This window comes from Muricoccus harenae, assembly GCF_009848505.1.
Taxonomy (GTDB): domain Bacteria; phylum Pseudomonadota; class Alphaproteobacteria; order Acetobacterales; family Acetobacteraceae; genus Roseomonas; species Roseomonas harenae.
The window spans coordinates 19,860-38,220 of record NZ_WWDL01000029.1; the positions used below are offsets into that span (position 1 = coordinate 19,860).

General features: G+C 68.7%; 17 protein-coding genes and 1 pseudogene. 9 read left to right on the plus strand and 9 right to left on the minus strand.

Annotation, left to right across the window (positions count from 1 at the left end):
- Window positions 1-49 precede the first annotated feature (49 nt).
- Window positions 50-445 carry a hypothetical protein gene (locus GSE44_RS19040; protein ID WP_159350419.1) on the plus strand — a complete coding sequence of 132 codons (396 nt, stop codon included), beginning with the start codon at window positions 50-52 and terminating at the stop codon, window positions 443-445.
- 91 nt (window positions 446-536) lie between these two features.
- Here the strand turns inward: GSE44_RS19040 and GSE44_RS19045 are convergent, their stop codons facing one another.
- The 3 genes from GSE44_RS19045 to def form a co-directional block, all read right to left on the minus strand.
- Window positions 537-1,073, minus strand: coding sequence for a hypothetical protein (locus GSE44_RS19045; protein ID WP_159350420.1), 537 nt, complete (start codon window positions 1,071-1,073; stop codon window positions 537-539).
- A gap of 202 nt (window positions 1,074-1,275) precedes the next feature.
- The gene (locus GSE44_RS19050; RefSeq protein ID WP_159350421.1) at window positions 1,276-1,857 is read right to left on the minus strand and encodes a COQ9 family protein; all 582 of its coding nucleotides are present in this window, start codon (window positions 1,855-1,857) and stop codon (window positions 1,276-1,278) included.
- On the minus strand, window positions 1,854-2,390 hold the full coding sequence (def, locus tag GSE44_RS19055; protein ID WP_159350422.1) for a peptide deformylase: 537 nt from the start codon (window positions 2,388-2,390) through the stop codon (window positions 1,854-1,856). The genes GSE44_RS19050 and def overlap by 4 nt, the downstream gene beginning before the upstream one ends.
- Before the next feature lie 214 nt (window positions 2,391-2,604).
- Here def and rpsU point away from each other — a divergent pair, with 214 nt between their 5' ends.
- Entirely contained in the window at window positions 2,605-2,808 is a 204-nt protein-coding gene (gene rpsU / locus GSE44_RS19060; RefSeq protein ID WP_043829268.1) for a 30S ribosomal protein S21, read from the plus strand.
- Window positions 2,809-2,943: 135 nt separating this feature from the next.
- On the opposite strand, the pseudogene GSE44_RS19065 reads toward rpsU, so the two are convergent.
- Window positions 2,944-4,512 (minus strand): annotated as a pseudogene (locus tag GSE44_RS19065) (ABC transporter substrate-binding protein).
- A 153-nt stretch (window positions 4,513-4,665) separates the two neighbouring features.
- Here GSE44_RS19065 and GSE44_RS19070 point away from each other — a divergent pair.
- Window positions 4,666-5,364: a gamma-glutamylcyclotransferase gene (locus GSE44_RS19070; RefSeq protein ID WP_159350423.1), complete on the plus strand. Its 699-nt coding sequence runs from the start codon at window positions 4,666-4,668 to the stop codon at window positions 5,362-5,364.
- Between the two features lie 69 nt (window positions 5,365-5,433).
- Here the strand turns inward: GSE44_RS19070 and GSE44_RS19075 are convergent, their stop codons facing one another.
- From GSE44_RS19075 to GSE44_RS19085, 3 genes are read right to left on the minus strand one after another with little or no spacing between them, the layout of a single operon-like run.
- Window positions 5,434-6,843: an NAD(P)(+) transhydrogenase (Re/Si-specific) subunit beta gene (locus GSE44_RS19075; RefSeq protein WP_159350424.1), complete on the minus strand. Its 1,410-nt coding sequence runs from the start codon at window positions 6,841-6,843 to the stop codon at window positions 5,434-5,436.
- A gap of 4 nt (window positions 6,844-6,847) precedes the next feature.
- Window positions 6,848-7,252 (minus strand): NAD(P) transhydrogenase subunit alpha part 2, encoded by a 405-nt coding sequence (locus GSE44_RS19080; protein WP_159350425.1) that lies wholly within the window; start codon window positions 7,250-7,252, stop codon window positions 6,848-6,850.
- 13 nt (window positions 7,253-7,265) lie between these two features.
- A complete protein-coding gene (locus tag GSE44_RS19085) occupies window positions 7,266-8,414 on the minus strand; it encodes a Re/Si-specific NAD(P)(+) transhydrogenase subunit alpha (protein WP_201306141.1) in 1,149 nt (382 codons plus the stop codon).
- A 144-nt stretch (window positions 8,415-8,558) separates the two neighbouring features.
- Here GSE44_RS19085 and GSE44_RS19090 point away from each other — a divergent pair, with 144 nt between their 5' ends.
- Genes GSE44_RS19090 through GSE44_RS19105 form a run of 4 tightly spaced genes read left to right on the plus strand, consistent with a single transcriptional unit; the run spans window position 8,559 to window position 12,015 of the window.
- Window positions 8,559-9,548 carry a Bug family tripartite tricarboxylate transporter substrate binding protein gene (locus tag GSE44_RS19090; protein ID WP_159350427.1) on the plus strand — a complete coding sequence of 330 codons (990 nt, stop codon included), beginning with the start codon at window positions 8,559-8,561 and terminating at the stop codon, window positions 9,546-9,548.
- 5 nt (window positions 9,549-9,553) lie between these two features.
- Window positions 9,554-10,915, plus strand: coding sequence for an acyclic terpene utilization AtuA family protein (locus GSE44_RS19095; RefSeq protein ID WP_159350428.1), 1,362 nt, complete (start codon window positions 9,554-9,556; stop codon window positions 10,913-10,915).
- Window positions 10,912-11,229 carry an AtuA-related protein gene (locus tag GSE44_RS19100; protein WP_159350429.1) on the plus strand — a complete coding sequence of 106 codons (318 nt, stop codon included), beginning with the start codon at window positions 10,912-10,914 and terminating at the stop codon, window positions 11,227-11,229. The genes GSE44_RS19095 and GSE44_RS19100 overlap by 4 nt, the downstream gene beginning before the upstream one ends.
- Before the next feature lie 18 nt (window positions 11,230-11,247).
- Window positions 11,248-12,015 carry a DUF3891 family protein gene (locus GSE44_RS19105; protein WP_159350430.1) on the plus strand — a complete coding sequence of 256 codons (768 nt, stop codon included), beginning with the start codon at window positions 11,248-11,250 and terminating at the stop codon, window positions 12,013-12,015.
- Window positions 12,016-12,033: 18 nt separating this feature from the next.
- Here GSE44_RS19105 and GSE44_RS19110 read toward each other — a convergent pair whose 3' ends face one another.
- Together GSE44_RS19110 and GSE44_RS19115 are read right to left on the minus strand one after the other, a co-directional pair.
- The gene (locus tag GSE44_RS19110; RefSeq protein ID WP_159350431.1) at window positions 12,034-13,401 is read right to left on the minus strand and encodes an ABC1 kinase family protein; all 1,368 of its coding nucleotides are present in this window, start codon (window positions 13,399-13,401) and stop codon (window positions 12,034-12,036) included.
- Complete coding sequence (locus GSE44_RS19115; RefSeq protein ID WP_159350432.1) at window positions 13,394-15,238, minus strand: M3 family oligoendopeptidase; 1,845 nt, start codon at window positions 15,236-15,238, stop codon at window positions 13,394-13,396. Before GSE44_RS19115 ends, GSE44_RS19110 begins: the two co-directional genes overlap by 8 nt.
- Window positions 15,239-15,337: 99 nt before the next feature.
- Here GSE44_RS19115 and GSE44_RS19120 point away from each other — a divergent pair, with 99 nt between their 5' ends.
- Together GSE44_RS19120 and GSE44_RS19125 are read left to right on the plus strand one after the other, a co-directional pair.
- Entirely contained in the window at window positions 15,338-17,059 is a 1,722-nt protein-coding gene (locus GSE44_RS19120) for an AMP-dependent synthetase/ligase (RefSeq protein WP_159350433.1), read from the plus strand.
- A 73-nt stretch (window positions 17,060-17,132) separates the two neighbouring features.
- Complete coding sequence (locus GSE44_RS19125; RefSeq protein ID WP_159350434.1) at window positions 17,133-18,251, plus strand: branched-chain amino acid ABC transporter substrate-binding protein; 1,119 nt, start codon at window positions 17,133-17,135, stop codon at window positions 18,249-18,251.
- The last annotated feature ends 110 nt before the right edge of the window (window positions 18,252-18,361 follow it).

Genomic DNA, 18,361 nt, shown 5'->3' on the forward strand with positions numbered 1-18,361 from the left:
AGGCGATCGTTTAACTTCCGTCACGGCTTCGTGCGCGGAGAGCGATGGCATGCGAGCGCAATACATCTTTGCAGCCCTGCTGCCCCTGCTGCTCCTGCTGGGCGGCTGCGCGGTCTCATCTGAACCCCGTGAACCAGGTCTCGTCGGCTATCTTAAGATCTTCGAGGCGGCACGGGACGCCCGGCAGGCCTGCGCGGGCCTCGGGCCAGATTGCGGCCCGCCCAACATGGCCAGGTCCTTGATCCTGGCTCAATCCAGCGTGCCCTCATACTTGTTCCAGCCTCGGGAGCGCGTCGCTGCCGAGCGTGAGTTGGCCGAGGCGGCACTCCAGGCCGCCCATGCGGATTGCCGGAGCCGTGGCATCGATCCCCGCTCGCCGCGATGGGATACCTGCCGCGTCGACCGTGGCATCGCCCGGCTGAGCAAGGTGGCGGAGCTCCACTGACGGCCCGGACATGCAAAGGGCGCCGAACGGCACCCTGAAACGAAGAAGGGCGCCTTGCGGCGCCCTTCGGAAAACCCGGATCCGGTTTGCTTTAGCGCGTCTTCGTCGACACGCGGCGGACGTTCGTCCGCTGCCGCTGCGCCGGCGCCGAGCGGGCCGCCGGGGACGCCGCAGTGCATTCCGAGCGGCCATACGGGTTGGACAGGTTGTTCTGCACGGCGATCGTCGCCAGCGCCTCGGCGCTCTTCGGCGCGGCAAGGGCCACGGTGAACAGCGGCAGCACGTTGCGGCAGAAGTTCGAGCCCTGACGGATCCCGTCCTGCGAATGCGCATTCGCAAGCTGGGTGATGTAGCCGTCGAGCGAGGTCTGCCCACGCGCACCCGCCGTGCGGCGGTAATGGGCGTTGATGCCACGATAGGCACTGCCCAGCTCGCTCTGATACTGGCGGACGAAGGTGTTGTACTGCTCGTCCTGCTGGCAGCTCAGGGCAGCGACCATCAGCTGGCTCTGCAAAGCGCGAACCTCGAAGGCAGTCTTCTCAGCCGGCTGGACGCAGGTCTGAGCAAGGACCGGCGTCGCGATGACAGCAGCCGCGAGGCCGGCGGCAAGGAAGCGAATCGGCGACATCTGAACCGGGTTCTCCCGAGGCAATATTGTAAGGCGGCACCTCCGCCCCTGGCGGATATCTATCGAGTCGAGCTCCTCGATGCACGCGGCAAGATGAGCCCGCAGCTCAATTCTCCCAGCAACTTACGAGGCGTGGCGGAAATGCCATGGCAAGGCGAGGTGCGGTACCCTGGAGGTCAGCCTCCAACGCTCGATTCCGGCCTCAGCCAGATCCGGCAGCCCTCGGGCGCTGCAGCCGGGCCAGCGCCGTCAGCTGTCTGTCAAGGAAATCCAGCGCCCCCTCCTGCCCGCCGTGTCCACGCAGCCAGTAGGCCAGGGTGGCGATGTAGATGCCGGCGAGCGAGGCGCGCCGGGTGTACCAGGAGAAATCCGCGGACCGATCCCCGGCCGCCGCCCAGATGGCGTCGGCCGTGCGCGCCAGGCTCCGCGCTGCCGCGCCGGCATTCCAGGGCAGGGCGAGAAGCGCCGTCGCCCGGCGCAGCGCCTCGCGTTGCGGCTCCAGCGATTCCAGCCGAATGGCGATGAGCCGACGGATGCGCGCGGGCGTCCTCATCCCCTCCAGAGCCTCCCGCGAGGCCGCCTCCTCCATCTGCCGGTCGGTCAGGTCGATCCAGGCCTCCACGGCCCCGACCGGCCCGCGAGGGAAGAGCCAGCGATGGGCAACCGGATCCTCGCCGAGGCCATGCAGCCCCGCCTCCAGCGCCGCCTCGGTCCAGCCCAGCCGAGGCACATGGGGAAGGGTCGCCAGGATGGCGGCATCCCGTTCGGGGCTACGCTCGATCACCGTTTACCCTCCTGTCGCGCAGCGTCGGGCCTGGTCTCAGGTGGCGCCTGGAACCGCGCCAACTCCTCGGTAAAGCCAAGCCTGGAGATATCCACCATTCGCATCAGATAGAGAATGCCTTCCAAATGTTCGAATTCGTGCTGCATCACCCTGGCGGCCATGCCGTCAGCCTCGCCCGAAACGGTCCGCCCCTCTGCATCCACCCCGCTCCAGGATATCCGCGCGGGGCGCGCCACCTCCCCTCGCAGCCCGGGAATGGAAAGGCAGCCTTCCCAGGCTGCCTCCTGTTCCTCGGTGAGCGGCGCGATCTCGGGGTTGAACAGGGCGAAGACCCTGGGCCCGTCCCGCATCACGAAAAGCCGCAGCGGCACATGCACCTGCGGCGCGGCCAGCCCGAGCCCATTGGCGTCGATCATCGTCTCGGCCATGTCGGTGGCTAGGCGGCGCATCTCAGGGGAGGTGGGGTCAGGCACCGGCTCCGCGCGGCGCAGCAGCACCGGGTGGCCCAACCGCGCAATTTTCAGGATGGCCATTCGGGTTCCATGACAAGCAGTAAGGGCAACTCCGCCCTGCCCCGCATGTTGGAACGCCGGCCGGATTCGTCACCAGGGCTGCAGCGCAGCACGTTTCGGGCTTTCCCCGGCGCTCAAACTCATGTTAGACGGCCGAGCTTTCGCTGGATGGAGTCGCTCCATCCAGCCGTTCACCCATCTTCAATCCATCCTTTGGCAAGGAGGACGTTGCCGCGTGCAAGTCGTCGTTCGGGACAACAACATTGACCAGGCGCTCAAGGCGCTCAAGAAGAAGCTGCAGCGTGAGGGCGTCTTCCGCGAGATGAAGCTCCGCCGCCACTTCGAGAAGCCCTCCGAGCGCCGTGCGCGCGAGGCCGCCGAGGCCGTCCGCCGCGCCCGCAAGGTCGAGCGCAAGCGCCTGGAGCGCGAGGGCTTCTGAGCCTTCCCCTCCCTGGCCCCGAGGGGCCACAGGGAGGGACACCGAAGACGCCGAATGGCCGCGGCGTGGGGATCAGTCCCCGCGAACCGCGGCTTTCGCGCGCCCGCCTTCCTGCATCCAGCCCTGGGCAGAACGTCAGCCCGCCTTCTTCAGGTTCCAGAAGGTCGCGAAGCTCGGAAGCTCGTCGGTCAGCGTGTTCCTGTAGGCGGTGGCCTGGAAATACTGGCCCAGGGGGACAAAAGGCACCGTCTCGAAGGCACGGCGCTGCATCCGGCCGGCCACCGTCTTCTGCGCAGTTAGGTCCGGCGCATCGAACCACTCGCCCCGTAGCGCCTCGATCTCCGGATCGTCCGGCCAGCCGAACCAACCCGCCTGCCCATTGGCCCACAGCTGGGTATTAGCCGCCGGCGTCGCATTGTCCGCCCCCGCGCTGAAGGTGACGAAGGCGCTCCAACCGCCCTGGGCCGGCGCCGCCTTGCTGCCCCGCTTCGTCAGCACCGATCCCCAGTCGATCGCCTGATAATCGACGTTCATACCGATCTTCTTCAGCGTGTCCGCCATGACTTCGCTCATGGCATTTACATGCGGCAGGTCGGTTGGCACCAGGAACACCACCGGCTCACCCTTGTAGCCAGCCGCCGCCAGTTCCCGCTTCGAGCGCTCGGGCTTCCGTGGGCCGGTCACCACATCCAGCGCCACTTCGCTTGCCAGCGGGCTTCCGGGGGTGAAGACACCAGCCGGCACGCGCCACATGGCACGGTCAACCCCGGCGCAGGCCAGCATCATGTCCGTCTGGTTCACGGCCGCCAGCACCACGCGCCGTACCGCCGGATTGTCGAAGGGCGGGTGCAGATGGTTCATGCGGAAGCTGGCGCAATAGCCCGCCCGATCCAGCACCCCCACCGTTAGATTACGGTTTCGCCGCAGCAGCGGCAGCAGGTCGGGCGTGGCGAAGTCCCACTAATCCACCTCGCCTGCCTGCAGGGCACTGGCGGCGGTGGCAGGATCGGGGGTAGTGAGCCACTCCACCCGGACCAGGTTTACAATTTTCGGCCCGGCGGTGCCGCTGGGCGTGCCGTTCGGCACCGGGACATAGCGCTCGTTCCGCGCGTAGACGGCCCGCGCGCCCGGCACCCGCTCATCGGCCAGGAAGCGAAAGGGGCCGGAGCCCACCATCTCCGTTACCTGCGTGGTGCCCGGGGTCTTTGCCAGGCGCTCCGGCATCATCGCCGGCATGTGGACGCCGAACTTGCCCAGGGCCGTGGACAGCATGGGAAAGGGCTTCTTCAGTCGGAAGAGGATCCGCTTGTCGTCGGGAGCGGAAAGTTCCTCCACCGCCGCCATCAGCGTTGCGCCGAAGCCGTCCCGGCTGGCCCAACGGCGGATAGAAGCGGTGCAGTCCCGCGCCAGCACCGGTTCCCCATCATGCCAGCGCAGACCATCGCGCAGGGTCAGCGTCCAGCGCTTGCCGTCATCCTCGACGACATGCCCCGCGACCATCTGCGGCTGCGGCGCGTAACCCGAGTCGGTGCCGTAGAGGGTATCGAACACCATGAAGCCGTGGTTGCGCGTGACATAGGCGGTGTTCCAATGCGGGTCGAGCGTCGAGAGATCCGCCTGAGGGACGAAGCGCAGCACCTTCGTCCCCTGGGCCGCCCCGATGCGTGGCGCGCCCAGAGCAGCGAGCCCGGCGGAAGCCGCCAGGAATTAGCGTCGCTGCATCTCGTCTTACCCCCGGATGATCACGGTAGTTGTCACGGTAGCGCAGCAAGCCTCATGCCACCTGCCCATCCATGCAAGCCGGGCGAACCACGCCCCCGCCCGCGCGTTCCGCCCGGGGAACCGCCGGATACCGACATGCCAAGCCTCACCCATGAACTGATCGCCCGTGCCGTCCTGCCGCCGCCGCCCGGCCCCGCGGCGCCCGCACCGGACGAGGCCCGCCTGCGGGCGGAGATGAAGGTCTTCCTGCATGGCCGCGACCCGAAGCTCGGTCTCTGGGTCTTCGCCTATGGCGCCCTGATGTGGAGCCACGATGAAGCCCGTCCGGATATCGTCACCCCTGCCCGGCTGTCCGGCCTCGCCCGCCGCTATTCACTGCGCGATACCCATGACCGCGGAACGCCCGCCACCCCGGGCCTCACCCTCGGGCTGGAGGAGGTCCCCGCCCTCGCCTGTTCCGGCCTCTTGCTCCACCTGCCCGGACCCAATGTGGAATCACGCCTGTGGCAAGCCTGGAAGCAGGAGATGGGCCCCGGATTCTATCGGCCCGAGTGGCGCGACGCGGTGATGCATGCCAGCCGCGACACGGGCGGCGCTACCATCCGCACCCTCTGCTTCGTCGCGCGGCACGACCACCCGCTGCATGTGGGACAGCAACCCATCGCCACCGTGGCGGACACCCTCGCCCAGTCCAGCGGCCCTGGCGGGACAGCGGCCGCCTATCTGCTCGACGCGGCGGACACGCTGCGCCGGCATGGGATGCGTGATGCGCTGCTGGAAAGCCTGGAGGCGGAGGTGGCGCGGCGGCTGGCAGGCTGGCGCCCGGCCGCCTAGGCGCCCGGGCATCCGGGATGGCCATGGCCATCCCGGCAGAGGTCCGGAGGCAGTGCCTCCGGCGTCCCGCTACTTCTGGAGCGCCTGCACGATCTGCTGCGTGACCTTCTTGGCGTCACCGAACAGCATCATGGTGTTGTCCCGGAAGAACAGCTCGTTCTCCACGCCGGCATAGCCGGAGGCCATGCCGCGCTTCACGAAGAACACCGTCTTCGCCCGCTCCACCTCCAGGATTGGCATCCCATAGATGGGGGAAGCCTTGTCCGTCTTGGCGGCCGGATTGGTCACGTCATTCGCCCCGATCACATAGGCTACGTCCGCCTCGGCGAATTCGGGGTTGATCTCCTCCAGCTCGTGCACGTCGTCATAGGGCACGTTCGCCTCGGCCAGCAGCACGTTCATATGGCCCGGCATGCGGCCGGCGACGGGGTGGATGGCGTATTCCACCGTCGCGCCTTCCTTCTTCAGAAGGTCCGCCATCTCCCGCACCACCTGCTGCGCCTGGGCCACCGCCATGCCGTAGCCGGGCACGATGATGACCTTGCCGGCGTTCTTCATGATGTAGGCCGCATCCTCCGGCGAGCCGGACTTCACGGGGCGCGCGGGCTGGGCCGCGCCGCCGCCGGCGGGCGAGGCGCCGGCCTCAGCCCCGAAGCCGCCCAGGAGCACGTTGAGGATGGAGCGGTTCATCCCCTTGCACATGATGTAGGACAGGATCGCACCCGAGGCGCCGACCAGGGCACCGGTTACGATCAGCAGCAGGTTGCCGATGGTGAAGCCGATCCCCGCCGCCGCCCAGCCGGAATAGCTGTTCAGCATTGAGACGACGACCGGCATGTCCGCCCCGCCGATCGGGATGATCAGCAGGAAGCCCAGGGCGAAGGCCAGGATGGCGATCAGCCAGAACAGCGCCGTGCTGCCCGTCCAGACGAAAGCAACGACCAGCAGCAGCAGCAGCACGCCAAGCGCGGCATTCAGCAGGTGCTGCCCCCTGAACAGGATCGGCGCGCCCGACATGCGCCCGTCCAGCTTGGCGAAGGCGATCACCGAGCCGGAGAAGGTGATGGCGCCGATGGCCAGCCCCAGGGACATCTCCACCAGGGACTGCCCGTGGATGTTCCCCGGCACGCCGATGCCGAAGCTCTGCGGGGCGTAGAGCGCCGCCGCCGCCACGAAGACGGCCGCCAAGCCCACCAGCGAGTGAAAGGCCGCAACGAGCTGCGGCAGGGAGGTCATCTGGATGCGGTTGGCGATGATGCCGCCGAAGGTGCCGCCGATGGCGAGGCCTGCGATGATCAGACCGATCCCGCCGACGCGCATCCCGGGATGGGCGAGGGTCGCGAGGATCGCGATCCCCATGCCCACCATGCCCATGAGGTTGCCGCGCCGGCTGGTGCTGGGATGCGAAAGCCCCTTCAGCGCCAGGATAAAGAGGACAGAGGCGACGAGATAGGACAGCGTCGAAAGCGTATGACCCATCGTCTCAGCCCTTCCGCTGGAACATGGCAAGCATCCGCCGCGTGACCAGGAAGCCACCGAAGATGTTCACCGAAGCCAGCGTCACCGCCAGGAAGCCAAAGGCCTGGGCCAGCCAGGATTCGGCGAGCCCCGTCGCCATCATGGCGCCCACCACGATTACTGAGGAGATGGCGTTGGTTACGCCCATCAGCGGCGAGTGCAGGGCCGGCGTCACGCTCCACACCACATGGTAGCCGACGAAGCAGGCCAGCAGAAAAATCGTGAGCAGCAGCAGGAAGGGCTCGGCCGCGGCCGCCCCGTGCTCGATGGCGGGCATGGCCTCGGCGGCGGCCGCGCGGGCCTCCAGGGCCAGGGCCAGCGCGCGCTCGGCCATGGCCTGGGCGCGGATGGCGAGTTCCTCAGCGTTCATTGTCTCGGACCCCTCAGCCGGCCACGAATTGCGGGTGAACCACCTGGCCGCCGCGCGTCAGCATCACGCCGCGCACCAGGTCATCCTCGACCGGCAGAACCGGCTTCGAGGAGTCCTTGTCCCAGAAGGTGGTCAGGAAGGTCAGCAGGTTGCGGGCATAGAGGCTGCTCGCCGCTGCCGGAATGCGCGCGGGCCAGTTGCGCCAGCCCAGCACCGTCACCCCATTGGCCGTGACCACGGACTCGCCCGGCTTTGTCAGCGCGCAATTGCCGCCGGCATCCGAGGCGATGTCCACGATGACCGAGCCCGGCTTCATCGAGGCCACCATCGCCTCCGTCACCAGGACCGGTGCGCGGCGCCCCTGCACCAGGGCGGTGCAGACCACGATGTCCATCTTGCCGATGGCGCCGGCCACCACCTCGGCCTGCTTGGCCAGGAATTCGGCGCTCATGGGCTTGGCATAGCCGCCGGCGGTCTGGGCTGCGCGGCTCTCCTCATCCTCGTAGCCGACGAAGCTGGCGCCGAGGGACTTGATCTCCTCCTTCGCCGCCGGCCGGACATCGGTGGCGGAAACCCGCCCGCCGAGGCGCCGGGCCGTCGCGATGGCCTGCAGCCCGGCCACGCCCGCCCCCATCACCAGCACATTCGCCGCCGGAATGGTCCCTGCGGCCGTCATCAGCATCGGGAAGGCGCGGTCGAAGGCCGCCGCCCCCTCCACCACCGCGCGGTAACCGGCGAGATTCGCCTGGGAGGAGAGCACGTCCATGCTCTGCGCCCGGGTGATCCGCGGCAGCATCTCCATGGCCGCGGCATCGATGCCGGCGGCGGCGTAGCGGGCGGCCGCGTCCTTGTCCGCGCCCATCGTGCCGATCACCAGCGCACCCTTCGGGATCAGGGCGAGCTCGTCCAGCGCTCCCTCGCCCGCGGCCAGCGGCGCGCGCACCTTCAACACAATTCCCGCCCCAGTAAGCGCCGCAGCGGCATCGGGCGCCACCTCCGCCCCCGCCTCGGCGAAGGCGGCATTGGGAATCCCGGCCGTCAGTCCCGCACCGCTCTCCACGGCCACGCTGCAGCCGAGCGCGATGAGTTTCTTCACTGTATCGGGCGTCGCCGCCACCCGGGCCTCATCCGCCCGGCGTTCCTTCAAGACGGCTAGCCGCATCATCTTAGTCCCGTCGTTCCTCTGGCGCGCGAAGATCGCGGGGTGCCGCGAAAGGCGCAAGCCTTGACGGGTTGTCCCCGGCCGCTCCACGCGCAATCCTCCGGGGCAAGCGGCCCAAAAGCCGGAACGCAAGGAACCGTCCCGATGCCCCGCCACGCCCCCGGCCGGCGCGCCCTGCTCGGCGCCGCCCTTGCCGCGCCCGTCCTTTCCCTGGCCCGACCGGTCCTGGCCCAGGGCGCCTGGCCGAGCCGCACCATCCGCATGATCGTGCCCTTCGGCGCCGGCACCAGCACCGACATCATGACGCGCCTCGTGACCCCCCGCATGTCGGAGGTGCTGGGCCAGTCGATCGTGGTGGAGAACCGCCCCGGCGCGGGCGGCATCGTCGGCTCGGATGCCGTCGCGAAGTCACCGCCCGACGGCTACAGCCTCTGCATGGGGTCCATCGCCTCCCATTCGGTGAACCAGACCCTCATCCGCACCATTCCCTATGACGTGCTGCGCGACTTCACCCCGGTCTCGCTCGTCACCAATGCGCCGAACCTGCTCGTCGTCGGGAATCAGGTTCCTGCCAAGACCCTTCCCGAGTTCATCGCCTGGGCGAAGACGCAACGGGGCGTCGCCTATGCCTCGGCCGGGAACGGCACCTCCTCCCACCTCGCGGGCGAGTTGCTGAAGCTGAAGACCGGCGCGCCGCTGGAGCATGTGCCCTACCGCTCCGGCGCCCAGGCCCTCACTGACATCATCTCCGGCCAGGTGCCCATGACCATCTACCAGGTCACTGCCGTGCTTCCCTTCATGCGTGACGGAAAGATGAGGGCCCTCGCCTCCACCTCCGCCAAGCGGCTGGAATGGACGCCTGAGGTCCCCACCGCGATCGAGCAGGGAATTGCGGATTTCGACGTCGCGGCATGGCATGGCCTCTTCGCCCCGGCCAACCTGCCGGCTCCGATCCTGGAAAAGCTCCATGGCGCCCTGAACACGGCGCTTACCGATCCTGGCCTCCGCCCGAAGCTGGTGGATCAGGGGCTGGAGCCCGTCGGCATGAAGCCGGACGAATTCCGCAGTTATCTGGCGGGCGACATCGCGAAGTGGCGCGAGGTGATCCGCGCCGCCGACATCAAGGCGGACTGAACAGCATGGCCCAGATGCTCCGCATCGGCTGCGGCTCCGGCTTTTCCGGGGACCGGCTCGACGCCCCCGGCCCCGTGGTCGCCGCCCTCGCCGCCGCAGGCGGCCCCGCCGCGCTGATGCTGGAGGTGCTGGGCGAGCGCACCCTGGCACTGGCCCAAGGCGAGCGGCTGAAGAATCCCGAGTCCGGCTACGAGCCAATGCTCGAGGAACTGCTGCGGCCCATCCTGGCGACGTGCCGGGAACACCGCATCCCCATCGTCACTAACGGCGGTGCCGCCAACCCGCGCGCGGCCGGTCGGGCCGTGCTGCGCCTGGCCGCCAGCCTGGGCCTTGAGGGTCTGCGGGTCGCCGTGGTGGAGGGCGATGACGTACGCGGCACCGATGCGCTGGACGACCTCGCCCCCTGGGAGGGCGAGCCGGGCGCGGTGATGGAGAAGAACAAGGTCATCGCGGCCAATGTCTATCTCGGCGCGCAGCCCATCGCGCAGGCGCTGCGGGATGGTGCCGATGTGGTCATCACCGGGCGCTGCTCCGACCCGGCCCTCGCCCTCGGCCCGATGATCGCGCATTTCGGCTGGTCCGGGGACGACTGGGACCGGCTCGCCGCCGGCACTGCCTGCGGGCACCTGCTGGAATGTGGCAGCCAGGTCACTGGCGGCTACTTCGCCGATCCGGGAGTGAAGGACGTGGAGGGGCTGGACGACACCGGCTTCCCCATTGCCGAGGTCACGGAGGATGGCGGCTTCGTCATCACCAAACCCGAGGGCACTGGCGGGCTGGTGGACCTCCGCACGGTGAAGGAGCAGCTTCTCTACGAGATCCACGACCCCTCGGCCTATCTCACCCCCGATGTCGTGCTCGACATCACTCAGGTCGAGCTGGAGCAGGAGGGCAAGGACCGGGTTCGCGTGCACGGCTGCCGCGGCAGGCCCCGGCCCGAGCGGCTGAAGGCCACCGTCTCCTTCCCCGGCGGCTGGCTGGGCGAGGGCGAGATTTCCTATGCCGGCCCGAATGCCCGCGCCCGCGCGGAGTTGGCCGGCCGCACCCTGCTGGAACGCGCCCGCCGCCTGGGGCTGGAGGGCCGCGCGCGGCTCGACCTGATCGGAGTGGCGAGCGTTCATGAGGGCGATTCCGGCACCCTCCGCACCGGGCGCCGGGGCGAGCCCGACGAGGTCCGCCTCCGCTTCTCCCTGGCCACCGATGAGCGCAGCCCCGCCGAACGCGCGACGCGGGAGGTGCTCGCCCTGTATTGCTGTGGCCCGGCGGGCGGCGGCGGGGTGCGGATGCGGGTGGTGGACCGGGTCCGCACCCTCTCCTTCCTCGTTCCGCGCGAGCGCGTGCATCCGGTGGTGGAGATGCTGTCGTGATCCTGCATGAACTCGCCCATGCCCGCGCTGGCGACAAGGGCAACCGGCTGAACATCGGGCTCTTCGCACTCGACCCGGCGCATTACGTGCATCTGGCGGCTCAGGTGACGGAGGAGCGTGTGATGGCCCTCTTCGCCCATCGCGGCTGTTCCGGGGTGGTGCGGCATGACCTGCCCCGGCTGCACGGCTTCAACTTCGTACTGGATGATGTGCTGGAAGGCGGGGTGAACGGTGCCCTGAACCTGGACGGCCATGGCAAGACCCTGTCCTTCCTGCTGCTCGGGATGGAGGTCGAGGCGCCTCCCCGGGGCTGAGACGGGCGTTAAGCGAGCATGATTCTCCAAGACACCGAGGACGGCTCCCGCCTCTTCATCCCCCAGCCGGCCCATGCGCTGCTCTCCGGCCAGATCATGGAGGCCTGGGGTGCGCCTGGCTTCGCCCACCCCGATCCGGCGCCCGAGGTAATCCTGGCCGCCGCCCAGCACGACATCGGCTGGATGCCCTGGGAATCCGCCCCGACCCTGGATGTGGGAACCGGCCTGCCCCACCCCTTCACCGCCGTGGGTGCTGCCCGGCATGCGCCAATGTGGGCGCAGGGCGTGGAGCTGGCCCGGGCTGCCTGGGGCCTCTGGCCCGCGCTGCTGGTCTCCCGGCATGGCACGCTGATCTACACGCGCTACGCCAATCCGGAGCGCGACAGCGAAGCCGACAAGCAAGCGGCCGGGCGCTACCTGTCCGAACAGGGCGCGCTGCAATCCGCCTGGGCGGAGCGGCTGGGGGCGAGCCCCGCGCAGGTGGACCGCAACGCGGCGCTGGTCGCAGTGGCGGATGCGCTCTCCCTCGCCCTTTGCTTCGCCCATCCCGGCGCGGCCGGCGAAGCGCCGCTGGAGGATGGCGGCATGGCGAAGCTGACCCTGGCCCGCAGCGGGCCCGGCACCTGGTCCCTCGCGCCCTGGCCCTTCCGCCTTCCCGTCTTGACCCTGCGCTGCGAAGTGATGCGCCTGCCTGCCAGCACCCGCTGGACCGAGCAGGAAGCCATGCGCCGTGATCTGCGCGACGCGCCCCGCATCCCACTGGCCGTATCCCTCAGCCCGGGCTGAGGAATACGGCACTGTGGATCAGATTGCCGGCGTCACCGTCGGTGGTACGCCCGCCTCCGCCAAGGCCGCAGCCTGGCGCGCGGCCAGGTCAGCCTCGCGGTAATCGTCGATGAGGCGGTGGAACATGTCGTGCCAATTCATCTCGGCCTTCAGGCGCAGGAAGACGCTTCCCAGTCCCACCGCCGCGCGATCCATCAGCACGAATTCCCGCGGCGGGCGGACGCCGCCGACCTGCTTGAGGCCCTTATGGACCTCCTCGGCCACCTTGCGGCCGAATTGCGGGTCATTCGTCTCCTGCACGGGCCGCACCCGGTCTTCCAGCAGCGGCTCGTAGAGGAAGCGCGCCCAGCGCAGCAGCACCTCCATCGTCTCGCGCTTGAGGTCCTTGAAGCCCCATAGCTCGAAGGCATGCGCCGCCTTGTCGCGATCCTCGTCCCGCACCGCCTCGTAGAGGGTCAGCGTCCCGGTGATGAAGCGCGGCGGGAAGACGCGGATCGCGCCGAAGTCGAGCAGGTTGATGCCACGCTCATCCTCCCGCACCTGGTAGTTGCCGAGATGCGGGTCTCCGTGAATCACGCCATAGCGGTAGAGCGGCACGTACCAGGCGTGAAACAGCGCCGTGGCATAGGCGTTCCGCTCCTCCAGCGACGGCTTCTCCTCCAGCCGCGCCAGGATGGAGCGCCCATCCAGCCAGCTCATGGTCAGAAGCCGCTTCGTCGTCAGCTCCTGGACCGGCGTGGGCACATGCACATGGGGCGTGTCCTGCAGCATGAGGCCGTACATCCGCATCTGCGCGGCCTCGCGCTCGTAATCCAGCTCCTCGCGCAGCCGCTCGCGCAGCTCCTCATAGACGTCGTCATGCTGGATCGTGTTGTCCATGCGTGCATAGAGGCCCATGGCCAGCCGAAGCTGGCGCAGGTCGGCCTCCACCACGCTCGGCATGTCCGGATATTGCAGCTTGCAGGCCACCAGCGTGCCGTCGAGCAGCGTCGCCCGGTGCACCTGCCCCAGCGAGGCAGCGGCCGCCGCCTCCCGCCCGAAGGCACGGAAGCGGCTTTCCCAGGCCGGGCCCAGCTCTGTCCCCATGCGCCGGCGCACGAAGGCCCAGCCCATGGGCGGTGCATTCGCCTGCAGCGAGGCGAGCTGCTGCGCATATTCCTCCGGCAGCGCGTTCGGCACGGTGGAGAGGAACTGCGCCACCTTCATCAGCGGGCCCTTCAGCCCGCCGAGGATGGCCTTCAGATCCTCCGCATGCGCCGACTTGTCGGTCTTGATGCCGAGGAAACGTTCCCCCGCGACCCGCGCCGCAATCCCGCCAACGGCGCCCGAGGTGCGGGCCATGCGACGGATTTCGCCGAAGAGGGTGTTCTCCCGTTCCTCAGCCATCCGCGCGCTCGAGCTCGTCGATGAAGCCCGCGATCACGTCGAGGCCACGCTTCCAGAAGGCGGGATCGGAGGCATCCAGCCCGAAGGGCGCCAGCAGCTCCTTGTGCCGCAGCGTCCCGCCCGCGCGCAGCAGGTCGAGATACTTGGTCGCGAAGTCGGGCACCTGCCCATCCTGGTACACGCCGTAGAGCGCATTCACGAGGCAATCCCCGAAGGCATAGGCGTATACATAGAACGGCGTGTGCACGAAATGCGGGATGTAGGACCAGTACACCCCATAATCCGGCGTGAAGTCGAAGGCCGGGCCGAGGCTCTCGTGCTGCACCTGCATCCAGATTTCGGCGATCCGCTCGGAAGACAACTCGCCCTTGCGACGCTCGTCATGCAGCAGCGTCTCGAAACGGTAGAAGGCGATCTGCCGCACCACCGTGTTCAGCATGTCCTCCACCTTGGAGGCCAGCATCAGCCGCCGTCGCGCCGGGTCGGTCTCGGCATCCAGCATGGCGCGGAAGGTCAGCATCTCGCCGAACACGCTGGCCGTCTCCGCAAGCGTCAGCGGCGTGCCGGACATAAGGTAGCCCTGCGCCGAGGCCAGCCGTTGGTGCACGCCATGGCCCAGCTCATGCGCCAGCGTCATCACGTCGCGCGACTTGCCGTGGTAGTTCACCAGCAAATAGGGGTGCGCGGACGGTACGGTGGGGTGCGCGAAGGCACCGCTTGCCTTGCCTGGGCGCAGCGCGGCATCGATCCAGGGCTTCTCGAAGAAGTCGCGGCCGAGCGAAGCCAGCTCGGGGCTGAAGGCGGCATAGGCCGTCAGCACCTGGTTCCGCGCATCGGGCCAGGGAATGGTCCTGTCCACATCGCCCGGCAGCGGCGCGTTGCGGTCCCAGTGCTTCATCCGCTCCAGCCCCAGCCACTTCGCCTTCATGGCATAGTAGCGGTGCGACAGGCGCGGGAAGCTCTCCACCACCGCGGAGACGAGGGCATCCACCACCTCGTCCTCGACCATGTTGGCGCGATTGCGGGATGTGCCGGGCCGCGGATAGTTCCGCCAGCCGTCGATGATCTCCTTGTCCTTCGCCAGCGTGTTGGTGATGAGGGAGAACAGCCGGATATTTTCCCCGAAGGCCTTGGATACGCCCGCCGCCGCCGCCTCGCGTACCGCACGGTCGCTGTCCGACAGCAGGTTCAGCGCAGCCGATACAGTCAGTTCCTCGGTCTTGCCCTTGCGCGTCACCGGCACGCGCATATGCGCGACCGTCTCGTCGAAAAGGCGGTTCCAGGCGGAACGCCCGGTCACCTCCTTTTCGTGCAGCAGCTTCTCCACCTCGTCGGAAAGCTGGTGCGGCCGGAACACGCGCAGGTCGCGCAGCCAGGGGCGCCAGCGCGCCAGCGCAGCCGAGGAGGCGATCCGGCCCTCCAGCAGTGCATCGTCCAGCCGGTTCAATTCCAGGGTGAAGAACAGCAGGTGGCTGCCGATGACCGTCACCCGCTCCTGCATCGTCTGGTAGAAGCGCCCGTTATCGGCGTTCTGCGCATCGCCGCTGAACAGAAGCTGCGCATAGGACATGACGCGGCCGAGCACCTCCTCGATCCGCTCGTATTCCCGCAGCGCCGCCTCCAGGGCATCGCCCGAGAGGGAGGCCAGCTTGCCCGCATGCGCCTCCTCGAAGGCTCGCGCCGATGCCTCGGCCGCATTCAGGTCGGACAGCAGCCGGGGGTCGTCCGGGCGCGCATAAAGGTCCCGCAGATCCCATTCCGGCAGCGCCTCCCCGGCCGGGACGGCGCCGATCCGGGCCTCGGTGTCACGTAGGGGGGCGGGCTTGTGAAGGTTCATGCGGAACAGGCGCCTTGTGGAATCAGGATTCTCCCCCTCGATATAAGCCCCCGGCAAGGTGAGCCAAGGCCGCCGGCGAAGCACATGGTGGGGAGACGGATGAATCAGGACACGGCGCGATGGACCAGCCTGCCCGGCATGATGCTGGGCCTGGCCGCCCGCAACCCCGAACGCCCCATGATCCGGCACTGGGAAGGAACGGGGCGCAGCGGCGCCTGGAAGCACACCAGCTGGCGGGATTTCGCCCTGGCGGTCGCCAATATCGCCGCCGGCCTCCGCGCCCGGGGCGTCTCCCCCGGGGACCGCGTGGCCCTGGTCAGCGACAGCCGGCCGGAGTTCCTGATCGCGGACACCGCGATCATGGCCATCGGGGCGGTGACCGTGCCCACCTACACCACCAATACGGTGGCGGATCATGCCCATATCCTGCGCGACAGCGGCGCCCGGACGGCCATCGCTTCCACTGCCAGGCTAGCGGAACGCCTGCGCGAGGCGGCGGGTCCGGGCGGGCTGGACCTGCTGATCTGCCTTGAGGACGCCCCCGGCACCACCCCCTGGTCCGAACTGGCCGCGACGCCCGGTGACTTGGCCATGCTGGTGGCGGAGGTGCAGCACATCCCGGAGGGGCGGCTCGCCTGCCTGATCTACACTTCCGGAACCGGTGGCCTGCCCAAGGGGGTAATGCTGCCCCACCGGGCGATGCTGGCGAACACGGCGGGGGTGCGCCCCTTCATTCGCCGCCTCGGCCTGGAATGGTCCGGCGCCTGCTATCTCTCCTTCCTTCCCCTCTCCCATGCCTATGAGCATACGGTGGGGTGCTTCCTCTTTCCCGCCTGCGGCATCGAGATTGTCTTTTCCCGCGGCGCCGAGCGCCTGGCGGCCGAATTCCAGGAGGTGGAACCCTCCCTCGTCACCGCCGTCCCCCGGCTGTTCGAGGTGCTTCGCGCCAGGATCCTGGCGGGGCTGGAAAAGGAGAAGCCCTGGAAACGGAAGCTCTTCGAACGCGCCGTCACCCTGGGCCTGCGGAAGATGGACGGCCCGCCGCTGAACTTGCTGGAACGCCTGGAGGATGCCGTGCTGGACCGGCTGGTCCGCGCCAAGGTCCGGGCCCGCTTCGGGCGCAGGCTGACCGCCATGGTCTCAGGCGGGGCGCGGCTGGACCCCGACCTTTCCGGCTTCTTCCTCGCCCTCGGCGTCACTGTCCTGCAAGGCTACGGCCAGACGGAGGCCGGCCCTGTCGTCGCCGTGAATCTCCCTTGGGACAACGAGCGCCGCACCGTCGGCGCCCCGGTGGAGGGCGTGGAGGCCCGCATCGCCGAGGACGGGGAGTTGCTGCTGCGCGGCCCTCTGGTGATGGACGGCTATTGGAACGACCCGGAATCAACCGCCCGCGCCCTCGCCATCCCACCCGGCGAGAATACCCCTTGGCTCCATACCGGCGATGTCGGCCGTATCGACGAGGCCGGCCGCATCACCATCACCGATCGTAAGAAGGACTTCATCAAGACGCTGGGTGGCGACATGGTCAGCCCAGCCCGGATCGAGGGGCTGCTGATGGCCGAGCCCGAGATCCTCCAGGCCGTCGTCGCGGGCGAAGGCAAGTCCAGCATCATCGCGCTGGTCGTGCCGGCCGAGGGGGCCAAAGCGGAAAGCGCGATCCAGCGGGTGAACGGAAAACTCTCCGGCACCGAGCGGATTCGCCGCTGGTCCGCGGTCGATCCTTTCACGGTGGAGAACGGCACGCTCACACCCACCATGAAGGTAAAGCGCCGGATCGTGCTGGAACGCCATGCGGGGACGATCGACAAACTCTATTCCTGAGATCGTTGGCGGTGCCCTTGCTTCTTGCCGGCAGGACGTGAAGCCTCGCGTGCAAGCAGAGGCCGGGGCGGACATGACGAAGCGGCGTGGATTGATCGGCGCGGGGATGGCACTGGCCACCCTGCTGGGTGCTATGGGCGCGGCGCGGGCGCAGGGCGGCGAGATCCGCATCGCCATGGCCGGCCCCCTTACGGGGGACCAGGCGACCATCGGCGAGCAGATGCGCCGTGGCGCGGAGATGGCCGTGGCGGACCTCAACGCCGCCGGCGGCGTGCTCGGCCGCAGGATCGTCCTGACGATGGAGGATGATGCCTGCGACCCCCGGCAGGCCGTTGCCGTCGCGAACCGCATCGTCGCGCGCAATGTCGCCTTCGTGGTGGGCCATTACTGCTCCGCCACCTCGATCGCGGCGTCCGATGTCTATGCGGACGCCGGCATTCCGCAGGTCTCGCCGGGCTCCACCAATCCCCGCTACACGGAGCGCGGCCTTGGCAACGTCTTCCGCGTCTGCGGGCGCGACGACCAGCAGGCAGCCGTCGCCGCCGAATATGTCGCGCGGCGCTTCCCCGGTCAGGCTGTGGGCATCACCAACGACCTCACCTCCCCCGGCGTGACACTGGGCGACGTATTCCAGGCCAGCCTCAACCGCGCCGGATTGCGCGAAGCGATGCGCGCGCAGATCACCAAGGGCGAGACCGATTTCAACGCCGTGGTCACCCGGCTGAAATCCGCCAATGTGCGCGTGCTTTACCATGCCGCCTATCACCGTGAGGCCGCGCTGCTGCTCCGCCAGGCAAAGGAGCAGGGGCTGGATCTCCGGCTCATCTCCAATGACGACCTGAACGTCCGCGACTTCTGGAACATCGTCGGCGATGTGGGCGAAGGCAGCCTCTTCACCTTCGAGGCCGATCCGCGCCGCATTCCGGCCGGCGCCGAAGTGGCGAAGCGCTTCGAGGCCGCCGGCTACGATCCAAGCGGCTACACCCTCTACAGCTACGCCGCCGTGCAGATCTTCGCCCAGGCCGCCGCCGCCGCGAATGCGCCTCAACCCGGCCGGATCCTGGCGGCGATGAAGGGGCGTGAATTCGCCACCGCCCTCGGCCCGATCCGCTTCGATGCGAAGGGAGACCGCGAGGGCGCGGCCTACCGCGTTTATGCCTGGCGCAACGGCAGCCACGCCGAGGCGGAATAGGCGCAGAGAGGCGCCGCCCACCCGTATGGGCGGTGCCTCAACTGGTCACGCGCAGGACATGCGCGATCCCCGCGGCGCACCCCACCCTGCGGAGCGACCGCGGATCGGCC